The organism is Paenimyroides baculatum, assembly GCF_008629655.1.
In the GTDB taxonomy this organism is placed as follows: domain Bacteria; phylum Bacteroidota; class Bacteroidia; order Flavobacteriales; family Flavobacteriaceae; genus Flavobacterium; species Flavobacterium baculatum.
Map to the genome: position 1 here is coordinate 223223 of NZ_VWSG01000005.1, position 19105 is coordinate 242327.

At 33.3% G+C, this 19105-nt stretch carries 16 protein-coding genes; 4 read left to right on the forward strand and 12 right to left on the reverse strand.

Annotated features, from left to right (window positions below; translation table 11 throughout):
* The first annotated feature begins 2 nt into the window (after window positions 1–2).
* From F0460_RS08620 to F0460_RS08630, 3 genes are all read left to right on the forward strand, one after another.
* Window positions 3–1307, forward strand: coding sequence for an HlyD family secretion protein (locus tag F0460_RS08620; protein WP_150012260.1), 1305 nt, complete (start codon window positions 3–5; stop codon window positions 1305–1307).
* Window positions 1304–2710, forward strand: coding sequence for a TolC family protein (locus F0460_RS08625; protein ID WP_150012262.1), 1407 nt, complete (start codon window positions 1304–1306; stop codon window positions 2708–2710). Before F0460_RS08620 ends, F0460_RS08625 begins: the two co-directional genes overlap by 4 nt.
* Before the next feature lie 316 nt (window positions 2711–3026).
* Window positions 3027–3335 (forward strand): hypothetical protein, encoded by a 309-nt coding sequence (locus F0460_RS08630; protein WP_150012264.1) that lies wholly within the window; start codon window positions 3027–3029, stop codon window positions 3333–3335.
* A 909-nt stretch (window positions 3336–4244) separates the two neighbouring features.
* On the opposite strand, the gene F0460_RS08635 is transcribed toward F0460_RS08630, so the two are convergent.
* From F0460_RS08635 to F0460_RS08645, 3 genes are all read right to left on the reverse strand, one after another.
* Window positions 4245–5342, reverse strand: coding sequence for an IS200/IS605 family element transposase accessory protein TnpB (locus F0460_RS08635; protein ID WP_150012266.1), 1098 nt, complete (start codon window positions 5340–5342; stop codon window positions 4245–4247).
* A 10-nt stretch (window positions 5343–5352) separates the two neighbouring features.
* Window positions 5353–6120 carry an RNA polymerase sigma factor gene (locus F0460_RS08640; RefSeq protein WP_150012268.1) on the reverse strand — a complete coding sequence of 256 codons (768 nt, stop codon included), beginning with the start codon at window positions 6118–6120 and terminating at the stop codon, window positions 5353–5355.
* Between the two features lie 1229 nt (window positions 6121–7349).
* Window positions 7350–8327, reverse strand: a complete 978-nt coding sequence (locus F0460_RS08645; RefSeq protein ID WP_150012270.1) for an IS110 family RNA-guided transposase — start codon at window positions 8325–8327, stop codon at window positions 7350–7352.
* A 1559-nt stretch (window positions 8328–9886) separates the two neighbouring features.
* On the opposite strand from F0460_RS08645, the gene F0460_RS08650 reads away from it, so the two are divergent.
* A complete protein-coding gene (locus F0460_RS08650; RefSeq protein WP_150012272.1) occupies window positions 9887–10168 on the forward strand; it encodes a helix-turn-helix domain-containing protein in 282 nt (93 codons plus the stop codon).
* A gap of 801 nt (window positions 10169–10969) precedes the next feature.
* Here F0460_RS08650 and F0460_RS08655 read toward each other — a convergent pair.
* The 9 genes from F0460_RS08655 to F0460_RS08695 all read right to left on the reverse strand — a co-directional run bounded on the left by F0460_RS08655 (window position 10970) and on the right by F0460_RS08695 (window position 19104).
* Window positions 10970–11839 (reverse strand): aldose 1-epimerase family protein, encoded by an 870-nt coding sequence (locus F0460_RS08655; RefSeq protein ID WP_150012274.1) that lies wholly within the window; start codon window positions 11837–11839, stop codon window positions 10970–10972.
* 342 nt (window positions 11840–12181) lie between these two features.
* On the reverse strand, window positions 12182–12733 hold the full coding sequence (locus F0460_RS08660) for a sugar transferase (protein WP_150012276.1): 552 nt from the start codon (window positions 12731–12733) through the stop codon (window positions 12182–12184).
* Window positions 12734–12793: 60 nt separating this feature from the next.
* Window positions 12794–13690 carry an NAD-dependent epimerase/dehydratase family protein gene (locus F0460_RS08665; protein ID WP_150012278.1) on the reverse strand — a complete coding sequence of 299 codons (897 nt, stop codon included), beginning with the start codon at window positions 13688–13690 and terminating at the stop codon, window positions 12794–12796.
* A gap of 5 nt (window positions 13691–13695) precedes the next feature.
* Entirely contained in the window at window positions 13696–14874 is a 1179-nt protein-coding gene (locus F0460_RS08670; protein WP_150012280.1) for a glycosyltransferase family 4 protein, read from the reverse strand.
* Window positions 14875–14879: 5 nt separating this feature from the next.
* Window positions 14880–16019 (reverse strand): non-hydrolyzing UDP-N-acetylglucosamine 2-epimerase, encoded by a 1140-nt coding sequence (wecB, locus tag F0460_RS08675; protein ID WP_150012282.1) that lies wholly within the window; start codon window positions 16017–16019, stop codon window positions 14880–14882.
* 60 nt (window positions 16020–16079) lie between these two features.
* Window positions 16080–16424, reverse strand: coding sequence for a four helix bundle protein (locus F0460_RS08680; RefSeq protein WP_150012284.1), 345 nt, complete (start codon window positions 16422–16424; stop codon window positions 16080–16082).
* Between the two features lie 66 nt (window positions 16425–16490).
* On the reverse strand, window positions 16491–17609 hold the full coding sequence (locus F0460_RS08685; RefSeq protein WP_150012286.1) for a polysaccharide biosynthesis C-terminal domain-containing protein: 1119 nt from the start codon (window positions 17607–17609) through the stop codon (window positions 16491–16493).
* A complete protein-coding gene (locus tag F0460_RS08690) occupies window positions 17606–18019 on the reverse strand; it encodes a WxcM-like domain-containing protein (protein ID WP_150012288.1) in 414 nt (137 codons plus the stop codon). Before F0460_RS08690 ends, F0460_RS08685 begins: the two co-directional genes overlap by 4 nt.
* A gap of 50 nt (window positions 18020–18069) precedes the next feature.
* Entirely contained in the window at window positions 18070–19104 is a 1035-nt protein-coding gene (locus F0460_RS08695) for a polysaccharide biosynthesis protein (RefSeq protein ID WP_150012290.1), read from the reverse strand.
* Window position 19105: the final 1 nt, after the last annotated feature.

Genomic DNA, 19105 nt, shown 5'->3' on the forward strand with positions numbered 1-19105 from the left:
CGATGAAACCAAAATCGTTTGAAAATATATACCATGTTCACAGAAATTCACGAGTAAAAAGGTGGTTCTATATTATTATGGCACTCGCTATTATTACCCTTTTTCTGCCGTGGACTCAAAATATAAAAACTACGGGCACAGTAACCACGCTTTATCAGGAACAACGTCCGCAACTGCTTAATTCGCCAATTCCCGGTAGAATTACCAAATGGCATGTAAAAAACGGAGACTTCGTTAAAAAAGGCGATACCATACTGCAATTATCCGAAATTAAGGAAGATTATATGGATCCCTTACTTATTTCTCGAACATCGGATCAGGTTGAGGCAAAAAAAGGCGTGCGTGATTTTTACGAAGCCAAAATCGGAACTACCGATGCCCAGCTTGATGCACTGAACAGTTCCCGTGAACTGAAACTGCAGCAGTTAAAAGTAAAAATACAGCAGCTGAACAACAAACTGGCTGCCGAAGAAGCCGAATTAAAAGCAGCAAACAACGAAATGAACCTTTCGGCAGACCAATACGAACGCCAGCAAAAAATGTACGATGAAGGCTTGGTATCACTTACGCAATTCCAACAACGCAGTGTATCGTATCAAAATGCGCTAGCCAAGAAAACCGCTGCCGAAAACAAACTGGCACAAACGCGTCAGGAAGTTATCACCGTAAACATTGAACAAAATGCCACCGTGCAGGATTATACCGAAAAACTGAGTAAAATTCAAGGCGAGCGTTTTACAAGCATGGGGCAGATTGAAAGCAGTTCGGGGGAAATTGCCAAACTAGAAAATCAAATGTCGAACTATAAAATTCGTCAGGGATTGTATTTTGTTTTGGCATCGCAAGACGGTCAGATCGTTCAACTAACCAAATCGGGTATCGGCGAAATACTGAAAGACGGCGAAAGCATCGGATCAATCGTTCCGTTGAATGTTGATTATGCCGTTGAAATTTACATAAAACCGGTAGATCTACCTTTAGTAAAACCCGGGCAACGTGTGATGTGTATTTTTGACGGTTTTCCTGCAATCGTATTTTCGGGATGGCCCAACACAAGTTACGGAGTCTTTGCAGGTAAAGTAATTGCCGTTGAAAGCAACATAACCACTAACGGACTTTTCAAGGCACTGGTTGTTGAAGAGAAAGGTAAAAAACCATGGCCGCCTCAAATAAAAATGGGTGCCGGTGTTCAGGGAATCGCTATTTTAAACGATGTGCCGATCTGGTACGAACTGTGGCGAAACATCAATGGTTTCCCTGCTGATTATTATACCGTGAAAACCGATAAATCTACCCAGAAGAAATGATAAAGTTCAGCAATATCGTTTTTACCTTACTAATGTTTGTTAGCATTGCCGGTTTTGGGCAGGATACATTGCGCATGAGCCACAAAGAATTTATTTCTATTGTTAAGAGTTATCATCCGCTGGCTTACAACTACCGTTTGCAGAATCAGATTGCCGAAGCTGAAATTCAAAAAGCCCGCGGAAATTTTGATCCGTTGGTTGATGCCAAAAACGGTTCTAAAACAATAGACGGAACAGAATATTACAAGCAGACCAATGTGGGTTTGGAAATTCCTACCTGGTACGGTATCGAACTAAACGGAAGTTACAACTACATTAACGGACAAAAACTAAACAATAGCGATACCAGAGGCGGTCTGTATCAGTTTGGTGTAACGGTTCCATTGGCAAAAAACCTTTTATACGATACACGTCGGGCATTGTTAGATCAGGCAAAATCTGCTTTGCAAATGACACAGGCAGAACAGAAATTGCTCACGAATGAACTATTGCTTAATGCTGATAATGCCTATTGGAACTGGGTGCGATTATACGAAAATTATCTATTACAAAGTCGCACCGTTTCTATAAACGAAGAACGTCTGATTCTTACCAAAAAAACCTACGAATATGGCGAACGTGCAGCCATTGACACTACCGAAGTGGTTTCGCAACTGCAGAGTTACGAAGTAGAAAAGCAGGATGCTTACCTTAAATTTGTAAAGGCAACACAAGAACTTTCGCTTTATTTATGGACAGAAAACCAGCAACCTTATGACGTGGAACAACTGATAATTCCATCGCAAAAAATAACACAGGCAGAATCGTATGAAAATTACGGTATGTTGCTTGCATTAATCGATCAACGGGATATTAACCGCCATGCTGCATTGCAATATTATCAACAGAAATTCAATATTCTGGAAAGTCAGCGCAGGCTGAAGCGACAGAGTTTGCTGCCAAAATTAGATTTTACCTATAACTTTTTCAACAAAGAAAGTTACGAAACCGAACTGCTGCCCCTTTTTGAAAACAATTACCAGTACGGTTTAAAGCTCGAAATTCCTATATTTTTAAGACAGGCACGCGCCGATTATCAGATTGCCAAATATAAAATTGAACAAAACCAGTTTGATGCCGAATACAAACAGCAGGAACTGAATGCAAAAATCACGGCATATAAAAATGAGGTTATAAGTTATCAGTTGCAAATAAGCCTGATGCAAAACAACATTGAAAACTATAAACGCTTGTTAAGTGCTGAAGAAATAAGGTTCAGCAACGGTGAAAGTTCTCTTTTTTTAATAAATACCCGTGAAAATAAATTATTAGAAGCAGAACAAAAGCTGTTAGACCTTCGGTTGAAATTCATTAACAGCTACAACCAGTTAAAATGGTTTAACGAAAATTTTGAAGGTAAATAATAAGGATTGTACTTTTTAAAATAAATATTATTAGTTATTGATTGATATTAGGTTTGGCATAGGTTTAAAATACAAAAAAGTAAAATAGTACATTAGAGATTTCCCGGCAGATCAAATTGACGAATCGCGTCATTTTTAATGGGTATGATATTTATATATGGCTACAAGTGTAAATGGGTACGTATAAAAATGGATGTAAACCATAGTGAGATTTACTTTTTTAATATTTTTATAAAAAAATCACTAATTTTAAATATAAAATAAAAAATTATTAGAATTTAACTTAAATTTACAATATAATTTTTAGATATTTTTTATGATTAAAATACTACTTTTATTGATAGGCTACCCCTATAAGGATGTTGATAGCTTTGTCTGGCAAAATAATAAAATGTACCGGTCTTTAGTACTTAACAAAATACTTAAACAGAAGAAAGAAATAGGTTTTAGTAAAAAAGAACTTGAGAACAAATACGGACCTGCAAATACCATATACAATTCAGGTGCATGGAGCTATGATGTGCCCAAATTGTGGCTAAGAAAAAAGAAATGCGTACTTAACTTCTATTTTGACTTGGAAGATAAGGTTTTTCAAATAAGGCGAAAATACCGCGTGCGTTATTAATTCTATGATCTACGCTTACCATTTCGACAACTTAGCTGAATAACCAATCCACCTTTTGATACAAATAACTATCTTAAAGTTGTATATGCCTACTACATTCCGCGAATGTTAACCAACAACCGTACCTTACGGGTGTACAGGCACCCTCAATATATTTTATTAAAAACATCACTTAAACAATTCTTGAACAATTTTTTTTATTTTACTTTTACAAAACGGCGTCAAGATCTTAAAGCACAATTAAAATTATTTAGCTACATATCAAATTGTAATATGCTTAGTACCTGAAAAACATCTTTTATATCTTAGTAAAAAATTTTTCGGTTCAGCTATATATGCTTGCACATTCAGTGAGTGTTAACCAACAACCTCACCATACGGGTGTATAGGCACCCTCAATATATTGTATTAAAAACATCACTTATACAATTCTTGAACAATTTTTTATAATTTACTTTTACAAAATGGTCAGTAGATCTTAAAGTACAATTAAAATTATTTAGCTACATATCAAATGGTAATATGCTTAGTACCCGACAAACATCTTTTATATCTTAGTAGAAAAATTTTCGGTTTCGCTATATATGCTTGCACATTCAGTGAGTGTTAACCAACAACCTCGCCTTACGGGTGTATAGGCACCCTCAATATATTTTATTAAAAACATCATTTAAGCAATTCTTGAACAATTTTTTGTATATTACTTTTACAAAAACGGCCAGAAGATCTTTAAGCACAAGTAAAATTATTTAGCTACATATCAAATTGTAATATGCTTAGTACCTGAAAAACATCTTTTATATCTTAGTAAAAAATCTTTCGGTTTTGCTATATATGCTTTCGCATTCAGTGAGTGTTAACCAACAACCTCACCTTACGGGTGTATAGGCACCCTCAATATTTTGTTTATCAGGCAGTAATCAATTCAATACCCGCCTTTTCAGCTTTATATTTTATCTTGCTCATCAGGTCGTAATAACTCCAGTTACGCAACACGAACTGTTCTTCTTTAGCTATTTCCGAATTTTGCTGCATATCCATCAATACCAGCGTCGCTGCCTGGTGTTTTACACAAAAATCAACCAGCCTCCGGCTGTACTCATGCAACCGGCTGGCTATATAATTACTTTCCAAACTTTTAAACCTATCAAGTGCCTTTAATTTTCGTTCCTTTCCTTTACCACCCCTACAATAGGTAACTGCTGCCTTGGTTCGGCTGTGTGCTGCCTGTATTGCCAGCCTTCGGTGTAAAAACTCTTCCTTATTACCAATCATCAAACTGTTCCTGCCTATGCGTACAAAAATGGGATGTTCTAATGACAATGAAGCTTCTGCTACTACAGCGGGTTTCAGGCGGTGCTTTTCTTTAGGTATTTCAAAAACCGGCATCCAGAAGATTTTCCCTTTTTCAAGCTTCATTCTTGAGGAGCAAAGTTTAACCTTCCCGTCAACCACCTGTTGTAATAATGCGTGCTTGTCTGTAAAATCCCTACCCAGATAAGTTTTAAACGGAAGCGAGAACAAAAGGAAACAAAATGCCTTTTTCTCCTCGTTATACTGCAGCCGTTTAATGCCTGGCACGCCGAAAAGGAACCCCTTGTCGGGTTTGAAATTATCTAAAGATCGCTTACCTGTAACATATTCTATATAGTATCTATTGAACTTTTTGATCAGCTCATTATTAAGTGAATTAAATATATTGGTAGGTATTTCCCCTTTAAAACGGTTACTAAGCATTCTGTAGGTACTACTGATGTGTGAACATTTAAGCATGCCGTTTGGATCTTTCTTTTCATCTGCCAACTTATACTTAACACCTTCAGACAGGTATAAAAAATCTTTAATCATCGACTGCACATACAGGTGGCTCATGATAAGGTTTGCTGAACGCATGCACCTGTCCTGCCAAGTATATAATTTGTGCCAAACTTCTTTTTTTTCCTCAGCTGTTGGCAGATCAATGGTTATCTGTATTTTCCGGGCTAGTTTCATGGTTTCCTTACTCATAATAACAAATTTAAAGTGATTGTATTTTATGCTGCTGCGCAAACTTATATGCTGCCATAAATTCTTCGTGCACCTGCGTTTGGGAAAGGTTGAGTTGTTCGGCGATGGCTGCAAATGAAAATTTCTTTTCACAGCGCAGCTTTAAAACCTGTGACTGCCTTTCGCTCACAGCGTTCTGCTCCAATTCTGGGTTAAACTTCTTTTCGTTCCTGTTTCTTACAGCAACTATTTTTTTTATATCTTCAATTGCCCTATTTACCTCGTCTACCGTTTGTCTGGTATTTTTTCCCATCACCTGCGCAATTTGTTTATATCTGAAACCATATTTCAGGCAAAGATTGATAAGTTGCCTTCGTTCCGGCTTAATGAGCGGCAGTACGTTGGTTATCAAATCGAACAATTTTTGTTGCGATTCCTGATACTTCAGGTTTTCAATTCCATCCGCGGGATCGTAACCTGCAAGATAGTTCTGAAAATTTTCATAGCTTTCCAAGGAATTTACCGTTCTAAAAAATTTATTTCTTGGTTTGTAATAATGCGACAAACAGGATCTTTTCATAACATATTGCAAGAAAAACAGTATATGCATTGGGTCTTGTATTTTTTCGCGACAATCCCATAACCTTAAAAAAGTATCCTGTACCAGGTTTTCCACCTCATACTCATCATCTATTATTCTTTTACCCAACCAAAAGATTCTTCTGCTGTATTGGGCATGAATTTTTTCTAATGCAGCAGGGTCGCCTTTTTTTAATAATTCAAAGTTTTGTTGTGGCATAATAGTGGGGTTTTATATTATACAAGTTGTGTTTCCTCTCCTGCAAGGTTTTATAAACCTTGTAGGTTTATTTTTTTAGATTTCTACTTTTACTGCACTCCTTTTTTAAATCAAAAATCCAATAGATCTATCCGCACTGTCATGCTGCACTCCGATGCAGCATCGCGTCCAATTTTTAATTTCTATTGTTCATTTTATCTTGATTATTCATGCTATCACATTTTAAGTATAGGAATTCATGAACCTAAAGGTTTCAAAACGAACCAAAAATTACTCAGTGATATTATTATGCTTTAGTGTTCGTGAATCTGCGAGCAAAGTCATTTAGACTATAATAACAAATTCATGTGCTCTTGATTTCAAGACTCTATAAAAAAGTCTACTCTTCATATTTTTCCACTAAACAAAATAATACTCGTTTCACTTCAAATGCAAACGACAGTGCAGCATTCATGAGAACAAAAACAAAATAGAAACGCTCGAATAAAAGTCTTTTTTTTTAATCTTGCCTCATCCTTAAAACGGTCAATTTAAATTTTGAATACTATAGAATCGAAACGTCAATTTGTTCCCCGATTCTTTTACGCATTCCTCAATTAATTGACACTCGTTTTACTGATAATGGCGCTTTAATTCTCGAAACTAAACCATTTCATTGGTAATCAAAATCCAATAGATCTATCCGCACTGTCATGCTGAACTAGTTTCAGCATCACATCCTATCTTTATATCACTTTCAGCTTCGGAATATAATAAAGCCAAAGCTTAAATGAGGCTTCTCCACATAGCCCAAAAAAAGCTTTGGGTTTATGTGTTTTATTCTCTTTTTTCAGAGCTTCGGCACACAACGCTCCCGGTTTTTAACTACTTCAATCAACTAACTATATTAATATTTATCTATTATGGTTTGGAAGCTGTTATGTGCTTTGCTCTACTTACAGGGCTAACTTTTTGTATATTGTAATTGTTTTTTAGCTGTAAGATTTATCTTCTTATATTTTGCTTTTTTATATTGCTTCATATCATTATAATTTTCTGTTTAGGTTGTCATTTTGAACTAAGTGAAAGATCTCTTCTGATTTCAATCCCTATTGATCGTAATTCATAGAACTATTTTCCAGTCAAAAATCGAATAAAGCTATACATCCGGTCATGCTGCACTTCCACTAAAGCGAGACAAGCCATGCAGCATCGCATCCTAACATATCTCCACCTTGTCATCTTGATTTCTATGACAAAAGCAAGCTATTTTTATATATAGTTTGATTTTTAATTAGTGCATAAATACGATGAATAATCTTGTTCCTAACATCGTTTAAAACTGACATTTTATTTTTTCCTTCTTCCACTTTACGATGATAATAAATAGCTAAGTCATTTTTTAATCGAATGGCGCTCATTGCTGCTAAGTGTAATAATTTTTTTAAGTCTTTGTCTGCCATGGACGAAACTTTTGGTTTTCTCCTTATAGAAGTTCCAGACTGAAAATCAAATGGAGCTATTCCTGCATAACAAGCCATTTGCCTTGGACTATTAATATTTGTAAAGCCATCTGTTTTTATCAGCATATTAAATGCTAAAACTTTTCCTACTCCTGGTATAGATCGTATTCTATCATAATGATTATTAAGTTCTTCATCTTTAAAAATTAATTGATATATTTTGTTTTCTATTTCACTAATTTGCTTGGTTAGTACATCTATGAGCTTAGTGTTTAATCGTAAAATACCTTTATCAATACTTGAACTTAAAAATAGTTCATCTTGTGATTGAGCTAATAATCCTGCACGTATTTTAACTCTATGCTTTCTTTCTGCATTTAATAATTTAATTTTTTCAATGGCATGAGAATTTGGTTTCCATTGCTGAAGATCCATATAGTTTTTTGATAAAAATAAAGCGATGCGTTCACTGTCAACTTTATCGTTCTTCCCTCTAACTAGCCCTATACTTCTTTTCAAATGAAAAGGATTGATCACATAAATAGCATAAGAATAATGCATCAGTACTCTGTAAAGAATAGCATTAAATCTACCTGTGTTTTCCATTCCAATTATAATCTCGTGTTTCTTGTTAAGCTTTCTAAAAAACGCTTTGATTGCTTCTTCGGTATTAAGAATGTTTTCATAATGATTAGATCCATTGTCTTGAATGCAGATATCTAATGTTAATTTACTCACATCAATACCAATAACTATTTTTTCCATAAATTTGAATTTTAATCAGAAAAGACACTTATCAATAACTCGATTCCTTAATAATGGGTTTTAAGCCCGAATTTCTATTTGAGAATTTGATAAGATAGAGTAGAGTCTTAATCAAGATTTGAGATTAATAAAGCTCTGAAAGTAGGATAGTGTACTCAAACTCTATTCTCTTCTTTTTTCTACAATTTAATATTTTTTAAATCTAAAGGAATCCAGTGGAAGATCTCTTTCGATTCTCAATATCCATTGTCCGTAATTCTAACTTTTCGGTTTTCCTGTACTTTTCATGCACGAAAAGTACCAAAAGTGCTTTTATTGCGGTCAAGCTTTTAACGGTCAAAATCTTGTTTGTTGCCTAGTCCATCGGAACGATCGCTCCGCGACCCGATGTTCCTTAACGCCAACTTCACCGTTTTGACGCTCGTTTAAATCTTAATACCGCTTGGTACATAGTCCATCTCTGTTATCAATTAAAATCCTCTTGTTGAACAATTGGGGATTTTAAAGCGACATTATTTTTTCAGCGAGTGTCAACTCTTTGAATAAAAGGTATAGATCAAATACGACCCAAGGGAGCGAAATCGCAGATTCATGAATACCATATCATTAAATAAGCGATATTGAATAATATTTGATTGCCTTTTCGAAAAGTTTGTTGACCGTTGAAAAAATAGAGTCTTGATCTTTTGTAACTTTTGTATCAAGACAAAAGTTAGGTAAAGAGTTTTAAAAACTAATTTTCTTCAATTTGTGAATCTGGTTTCAATGAACTCAATCTCAAAGAACAAATTGTATTTATCGTTTAAAAAGCATTCTTGCAAACGGTGTTTTCGCCGTTTTTTTTTTTATTTGTTATTTTTAACTGTTTTACTTCTTAAACACAGTAATTTTCACTTTTTTAAATTTTCCGTATTTTGTGCCTAAACTCCAATATTTAGAATAAGCCACTATTTTTTACGAAAATGTAATTCATGAGCTATCAATACTGTATCCATACAGTATCTACCTAGTATTCCCACTGTTGAGATTTAGAAAATTTTTCGGTTGACCCGTCCTAAAATAACTATACATATTTTTAATTAAATCCTGTTATAGTTATACACCTATTAATCTTATTAATAGTTCAACGATTAGACGATTAAACAAATAAACAATTCAACAAATCTCGTCCCGACCCTCGGGATCCACGATTAAACAACTAACGATTAAACGATTAAACAAATAGTAATTAGTGCCTGTACACAGCACCATAACCGGCAAAAGGTTGAGTAAAAAGCAAAAAAGGCGTGAAAACTCAACAATATCCGAACAGAGGTACTGGTATACCGGGGAACAGATAAGTGAGCTCACGCCATGGTCGTGAGCTAATCTACTTATCATCTCGTTCCTTAAAATTACCAGTTTTCTGTTCGAGACTCTAAGCAATAGCTTAATATTTTCTATATAAAGTATTGCAAATTTACAGTTAATAATTAACTATAAAAATCAAATGTAAACATTAATATTATAATTGACAAATATGTCAATGATTATTTTGTCATAAATGTCATATTTACCTAATGGAAAATTCTAATGATAAATATTTTATAGCATTATCCGCTCAATTAAAAAACATAATGGAGCAGAAAAATATTGAAGTAGTTGATTTGGCTGCTGCTGCTAACATAGATAGAAAACAGATTTACAGATTTATTAATAGCGAAAATGTTCCCAAAATAACAACGCTTATACGTATAATATTAGCTTTAGGATTGGAACCTAAACTTTTTTTTGATTTTACATTTGATTTTAAAAGTTATTCGCAAGAACAGAACATCGAAAAAATAAAACCGAAGGAATAATATTTAAGTTATATAATATCTGCACAGTTTTAATACAACTTGTGTATAATACATTAATTGTTAAAGGTATGATTTTGCTTTTTAGTGTATCAATTTTGAATAAGTGATGTAAAAGAAAATTACAGCTTTTCTGAATAATCTACCAATATTCTCAATGTGTATGACATTTCTAAGGTTATTTTTGTCCTATTTGCATAACAAAATTCAATCTAAAATGCTACAGCTTCCTCATACGTTAAGCTGCTAGGCAAATAGAATTCAATAACCGATAAATAGCTGTTATCCCGTTTATATTACAGTTGAATACGAGATTGAAAAATTCACTTTTCAAGTAAAACCAAATAAATATATGCGCTGTTTATTATACTGGAAGTAAAGCTAAACAAATTTTACAATGTACTTGCTTTCTTGTGCGATATCTTATGAAGCGAAGCATTACAGTGAATAAAAAAACAGGCTGTGCAGCCTATTTGAATTATACTTTTTTAATTTCCTGATAAAATACGGTTGTTGAACTGTCTATAGTAGGAATTTCGATTGTTGACAATGTGCCTTTAAGCTGCCAACCATCTTGTAGTGCTTTTTTGGTCTGTTTTCAAGGTCTTTTACCCTTGATGCTGTTAGCACGTGACATTCCATGGAATTATTTTATTTGTTGTTATTTCAAAAATATAAAAATATCTGTAAATCAAAAAACTACACTTTATAATTAACAAATTTTAAACATTTAATAATGAGTAATTAATTGCAAAAGCAGATATTTGATAAATTACAAATTAAATTATTTTGTTTTCCGAATATTTAAGAAATACTAATTGACCACGATGCTGACCAACTTTCTTTTGGTTTAAGTGTGTTGATACCTGTTTTGTTTTCCAGTTGCTGATCGTGAGAATCAAAATCTGCTACACCAGCCCAAGGTTCCAAACAGATAAAACCAGAATCCTTCATTGTCCAAATACCAAAATAAGGAAAGTTTTCAAATTCAAAACTCAAAATATTTTTGTCAGTGTTATTCAATAAAGTTACTTTGTCAGATTTCATATCCAACAGTACTAGCGCATCATTTTCGAATAATTCATAATTTAATTGAATTTTTTGGTTAGTTAATGTAATAGTATTTTTATCTGTAGTTAGTAATCCATCTTTCAAACAGGTTGCTTTGAACTCATTATCCTTATTGAATAATAATGAATAGTCAAAGAAATCATCAGCGTTACTACCAACTTTAAATGCCGGATGCGCACCAACTGAAAAATACATGGTTTCAACATCTGATAAATTTTTAACCTTATATTCAACCTGTAAAGTATTATCCTTTAACGTATAGATAATTTCCAATCGAAACAAAAAAGGATATACCTCTATTGTTTCCTTAGATGATTCTAAAGAGAAAATTAATTGAGAATCGGAAAATTCTTGTAATTTAAAATTGTAATCCCTTGCAAAACCATGTCGAGGCAGTTTATATTTTTTTTTATCATAAATATAAATACCATTTTTTAAGGTGCCCACAATAGGAAACAACACCGGGCTTGACTTACCCCAAAATTCTGGATCTGCCTGCCACAGTAATTCTTCTTGATTAGGTTTATTAAATACAGATTTTAGTTCTGCACCTTTAGAATCAACAGCAATCTTTATATTTTCGTTTTCTAAGTGATGTATCATCTTTTTTGAATCTATGTGTTGTATAGTGTAAAATGTATATTGTAGTGGTTGATTTGTTGAACCGTTGATTTGTTACATGCCATTAACACTTTCAAAGGGAATATTTGTGGGTAATACAAAAAACGACCGAAGTATTTTCGGTCGTTTTAATCTATTTTGTAAATACTTCTTTAATTTTTAAAGCAATACGCTCGCGCTCTTCATTATACCTTGACTTTTTAACCACAGATAATATTGATTTACATAGATTTGCTTTTCAGTGTACAATAATACAATCTACAAAATACATATAAAACCTAAAATCATAAAGGTTATAACTTTAGACCTTATAAAATTTGACTTTCACTTCGCTACCCTATCACCCTGACCTTTACCTCCTACTGTTGCAAAAATATATTTAAAGTAATCTGCCATCGTAAGACTTTGCAACATCTCAGCATCTTTAATAGCCAATTCCTTAGGAGTTGACATATCAATTTCGTTGATCTGTGCCAATCCGGTAATCCCCGGAACTACATTATAAACGCCACGGCTGTCACGCTCTTCGATCAGTTCTGTTTGGTTAAATAAATTAGGACGTGGGCCTACTAAACTCATATCCCCTAACACCACATTAATTAATTGCGGTAATTCGTCCAATTTTGATTTACGCAGAAAACTCCCAAACTTGGTAATTTCAGCCGTATTGGCCAAATGAGTGGCAACAGATTGTGCCTTTACATTCATTGTCCTAAACTTATACAGCGTAAAAGGCTTTTTGTTTTTACCTACACGCTGTTGCTTGAATATAGGTGAACCGGTGTCGAACAAGCCTATAACATACAACACCAACATTATTGGTGATAAAAACAATACTCCGAAGAATGAAAACAAGAAATCGAACAATCTGATCATAATTATTTTTTAAAACTTTTAATGGTTTTTATCAAACCTCCTTCAGCAGACAAAGGTAAATTATTTAATTTTATAATTCTCTAAAACATTTAATGGTTGCCAACCCAATTCTATCTTGGCTTTATTATTCGAAAAAGTAAGCGATTCTGTAATTTTTTTAAGCTTCAACGAATTTATCGGAGCTTTTGAACCTAACAGATCACCCACCAATGCCATAACTTTAGCTATAAAATAGGGAATTGATTTAGGTAGATTTTTATCTAATTGTTTAGCGATAATAGTTTCTAATTGTCTAAAAGATGGCTGTATATCATCGCAAACGTTGTAAACTCCCCCTTTTTCTACTAATAAAGGAATTAAAGTAGAAATATCTTGTACCATTAATACACTTTTGCGTGCAGTACCTCCTCCAATTGAAAGATATTTACCTGTTTTTATACCATTAACCATTGCGCCTAAGTTTCCCGGAGCGTTTGGCCCGGCAATTAAAGAAGGACGAATAATTCCTAATTTTACATTATTTTTGGCACACCAGGTGGTTAAGTATTGCTCAGCCTGTATCTTACTTAGTGCATAAGGGGTTTTCCCTTGTAAAGGATAATCTTCTGAAATATCATCTCCAAAATCTACACCATAAACCGCTACCGTACTAACAAATATAAATGCCTGAGGAATTCCTGATTGTTCTAGTGCGGTACATAAATTAACTGTTCCCTGATAGTTCACATCAAAAAAAACTTTATCTTCCCCTTGAGAATTAGGAATACTATGCGCTTTACCAGCTGCATGGAAAACAATATCAAATGTTTCTGTAAGTTCTGGAATTTCTGTAGACAAATCTGTTTTAAAATCATCAACTTCAGTTAACCCCATTGTCTTGACTTCGTATTTCTTTTCTAATAACGGTTTAACATTCTGACCCAAAAAACCAGATGCACCTGTGAAGAGTAGTTTCATTGAGATTATTTATTTATAACGGTAAAAAATTGATTTTTTATTATGGATGAGTTGAACTTGTTTATAGCTAACTCTTGATTTTTAATTCTAAATTCATTTATATCAGACGACTTTATATTAGTCAAAAAAGTTGTAAGTTGAGCTTTTTCTTCCCAATTAAAGGACCATCCACAATTATTCTCTCTAATCATTAAATCTATCTCTGAACTTGAATCACCAATATATAATATTGGTTTTCCAGATTTTAATATATTGTAACTTTTTGATGGTACACCTAAACCATACATTCCTTTGGCTAGCGTTACTAATGAAATGTCGAATGCATTTAAAAAATATGATTGTTCATTTCGAGGTTTATTACCAAGAAAATATATATTGTCCTTATCACCGTATTTTTCTTTTAAAAATTTCATCATTGCGCCGTCACCTACTGCAACAAAAACTAATTTATTATCACTAACCTTAGTGAAAGACTCCAAAAAATCATCTAATCCTTGAACCCTCCCAATATTTCCTGCAAATCCAATAACAACTTTTTTATCTAAATTTGGTATACCTAAATAGTCCGATCGATTAAAGTCAGGTGAAATTAAATCCTCATCATACCAATTAGGGATTATGTTAATAGAAGAATCTGATACTCCCTTTTGTACTAGTAATTGCTTCATATCTTCACCTAAAACAATCAATTTATCTGCTTTTCGGTAAGACCAATCAAAAACTAACTTGATTAATTTGTAACTAATACTCTTTTCACTCTTAAGACCTGCAGGAATTGTGTTTTCTGGAAATACATCATGAACCAATAAATTATATTCAAATTTTTTAAATACTCGTATTACGGCTATAAAAAAAATTATTAAAAAAGGGTTTGTTACTACTAAAACTTTTTCTCCCTTTTTAACATTTTTTAGTAATTCAAATGCTAATAAAAAGCTACTGCCGACTGCTCCTTTAATTCTACTAAAAAAACTATTTTTATCAACATTGCCAACTTTTTTTCTAATAACATTATACTCTAATTTTTCTACATTTTCAGTTATATTGCCATCATATCTTATGTTAGTTGTAATTACTGAAACTCTATATGAGTTTACCAAATAATTCGCAATCTCTGTCATAATATATGCAGTAGAAGTTTTATTTGGATAAAATAGTTCAGATAAAATATATAGGTTTTTCATCTTTACTAAATGTCTTCCGACCAAACAGTCCTTTTAATATAATCTGTGTAAGAAATAATAATTCTTACTACTTTTTGTGAAACATTTGGCATAGAATAATCTGCCACCGGTCTAAAATTTCTTTCTGTACCCACATTTTGTTGTAAAACTTGAGTTAAACCTTGCAAAATGCGTTCAGGAGACAAACCAACCATCATTACAGATGCTTCTTCCATTGCTTCTGGTCTTTCATGAGCTTGGCGAATATTTAATGCTCTAAAATTTAGTATCGAAGATTCTTCTGAAATTGTACCTGAATCTGATAAAACCGCATACGATCTTTTTTGCAATGCATTGTAATCATGAAAACCTAATGGTTTTAAAAATTGAATTTCCGGACGCATCTCAATCTGCATTTTATCGATCATGTTTTTTGTACGAGGATGTGTTGATACAATGATTGGATATTGGTACTTTTCTGCAATTGCATTCAAAGAAGCCATTAAACCTCTGAAATTCTTTTCAGAATTAATATTTTCTTCTCTGTGCGATGAAACAACAAAGAATTCACCTTCTTCTAAATTCAATTTACTTAAAACATCAGAAGCTTCAATTTGAGGTAAATAATGATTCAAAACTTCAAACATTGGCGAACCTGTTTTAATGATTCTATCAGCAGGAAGTCCTTCTCGCAACAAATATTCTCTTGCAATATCTGAATAAGTCAGATTAATATCTGAAGTATGATCTACAATTTTACGGTTGGTTTCTTCTGGAACACGCTGATCGAAACATCTGTTACCAGCTTCCATATGGAAAATAGGAATATGTCTTTTCTTTGCAGGAATGGCACATAGACATGAATTCGTATCACCTAAAACCAAAAAAGCATCAGGTTTTAATTCTTCCAACAAAGGATCTATTTTTATTAAAATATTTCCTACTGTTTCTGTAGCTGTTTTTCCTGCAGCTTCCAAGAAATAATCTGGTTTACGAAGTCCTAAATCCTCAAAAAATATTTGGTTTAACTCGTAATCATAATTTTGCCCGGTATGAACAATGATATGTTCTACTGCTTCAGAAGCATCTAAAGCATCTAAAACTCTTGATAATCTTATAATTTCTGGACGGGTTCCTACAACCGTCATGACTTTTAGTTTTTTCATGTCTTAATTTTATCGCGCAAAGGTTTAAAGTTTTAGGGCAAAGGTTTAAAGTAAAATAATTTACTGCTTAACTTTCAACAAAATTGCACCAAATATATTTTTTAACTCTTTACTCTCTTGTATTAATTTATTTAAATTTTCTGAATCATAACCGACAGCTGCAATTAAACGTAACCAATAATTTGATTCTCTGGCTTCTCGAAGCACAATTCTAATTTTATTATTAAAGTCTGCTTTAGAAGAAGCACCTTGAGACTCTTCGTAATTAGCACCCACCGAAGTTGCCGATTTAATCAATCGGTATTTAATAATCTTCAGTTCCTCGTTAGAAGGCAAAGTTCTAAGAAATAAAACAATATTCACACTAAAATCAAAAGTTCTACCCAATAAACTATTTTCTTTCATAACTTTATCCTTTTTACTTTCGAATCTTGACTTTTCCTTTTGACTTTTTACCTTTTGACTTCTTTTTTATACCTCCAAGAAATAAGTGTCAGCATTTTCAGGATTAAAAGCTTCGTTGATCCAGAAAATGGTATATAATTCTTCTTCACCTATATTTTTTATATTGTGTGTATACCAAATCGGCATATCTACATAAGCTGGTTCCGTTCCATCTAAATAAAAATCCAATACTTCGTCTGTATCAATTTTTCTTAACTGAATTAAAGCTTTTCCTTTAATCACTGCAAATCTTTCTATCTTTCTTGAATGATAATGATTTCCTCTTGTAATTCCCGGAACGGTTGTTGAGAATGAACATTGACCGCCAATTCCCAGACGAATTACCTCTACAAAAGCTCCACGAGGATCTGTATGCTGAGTGAATTTTACAGGGAAATGCGTTTTATAATCGATATATGATCTATAGGTATTAAACAAATTATGTTCAAATGTATTAGTGATAACCGGAATTTCTCCGCCGTCGAAATATTTCGATTTGTAATCATTCAGCAATGACAATACTTCTGATACTTTCTTGGTTGCAGTAAATGGTATCTCGTAAAAATAATTACTTGCTTCAGACTGAATTTGATCTATTATTTCCTGAACCAATTCACCTACATAAATTAAATTTACTTCTCCATCGTTGTCTATATGAGGAACTTCTCCATGTGTTAATTTATGGCAAAAAGTTGCTATGAAAGAGTTATAATTTGGTTGTCCGAATGATCCGAAAACATTTGGAATGATCAATCCAGTAAATTTTCCGGCCGATTTTTCTGCCCAATTAATTAGTAATTCTCTTCCCTCTTTTTTAGATTTTCCATATAGATTATCTCTTTCTTCTTGTGAAGAAGAAGAAAACAAAACATGCGCTTTAGAGTTTGTGTTATCTAAAGACTTAATCAATTTATTTACCAACTCAATGTTGGTATTGTAAATAACTTCAGGATCTGGATGACGATTCATTGCAGCCAAATGGACAATCACATCACATTTTGACACAAAATCATTCATTAACTCTTCGTTCTGAAAGTATTCTATATTAAATTCAATACGTTCATAAAGATCCGGATTTAACCCCAACGTATTATATAAATGCTTCCCAACGAAACCGTCTTGACCTGTAATACCTATTTTTTTCATAAAGCTTTTTTAAAATAATCTATTGAGAATCTGTATTCATCATTAATTTCACCCAAGTTGAAATCAGCTAAAACAAGTAATTTACTATCCTCTTCTTTTGCTTGAATCGCTGTAATACAGCCTGATGGAATATGCAGGTAAGTTAAAACATCATTCTTTAGAAGATATTTCTGAATTGTTAAATCTTTTGAAGGGTTTTCAAAATCATCAACCTCAATAACAGAAATCTCAAAACTTCCTTGCATACAAGCGAACCACCGCTGCTCGACTTTATGTCCCTGCCAACCACGAATAAAATTGTTTGATAAATTTTCAATGGTATATATTCTTTTAACTTGAGACGCATCAAATTCATTATTGAATGTAATTATACCTCTCTCGTCCTGATGTTTCTTTCCTTCTAACAGCATTAATCTCTTTAATTTGACCTTTTTACTTTTGACCTTTGCCTTTTACTAGATTAATAAGGATATTGCATTACGTCTTCTCCAAAAACTTCTTTGCGGATTAAAGGTAATGTTGAAATTAAATTCTTTAAACCTTCAACACCTTGCTGCTCTGTATTATGCGAATGATAGTCTTCAATTACTGCAATCTCTTCTTCTCCTTCAGAAAAATATTGAGCGTAGTTCAAATCACGGTTGTCTGCAGGTACACGGTAAAAATCCCCCATATCTTCAGCCTTCGCCATTTCCTCACGAGTACAAAGAGTTTCGTATAATTTCTCGCCGTGACGTGTTCCGATTACCTTTACAGGAACTTCTTTACCTGTTAATTCGATTAACGCTTTCGCCAAATCGCCAATGCTTCCTGCTGGTGCTTTGTTTACAAATAAATCTCCAGGGTTTGCATGTTCAAAAGCAAACAAAACCAAATCTACAGCGTCTTCCAACGACATAAAAAAGCGTGACATATTTGGATCGGTTATTGTAATTGGTTCTCCCTTTTGAATTTGATTTAAAAACAATGGAATCACTGATCCACGAGATGCCATTACATTTCCGTAGCGAGTAAGACAAACTACAGTATCTGTAAGATTTCTTGATTCTGCAACCGCTACTTTTTCCATCATGGCTTTTGAAATTCCCATAGCATTGATTGGATAAGCAGCTTTGTCGGTTGACAAACAAATTACTTTTTGTACTTTATTTGCTGCTGCTGCACGAATGACGTTTTGTGTTCCTTCTACATTTGTTTTTACCGCCTGCATTGGGAAAAATTCACAAGATGGTACTTGCTTTAAAGCAGCAGCATGAAAAATATAATCTACTCCTCTAGTTGCTGGTTCTACACTTGAAAAGTCACGCACATCACCAATATAATATTTTATTTTATCGTTTTTATACAAGTTTCTCATGTCGTCCTGCTTTTTCTCGTCACGAGAAAAAATGCGGATTTCTTTGAAATGGTCTGTTTGTAAAAAACGGTTTAATACTGCTGTTCCGAATGAACCTGTACCGCCAGTGATTAAAAGGGTTTTATTTTGAATTTTCATA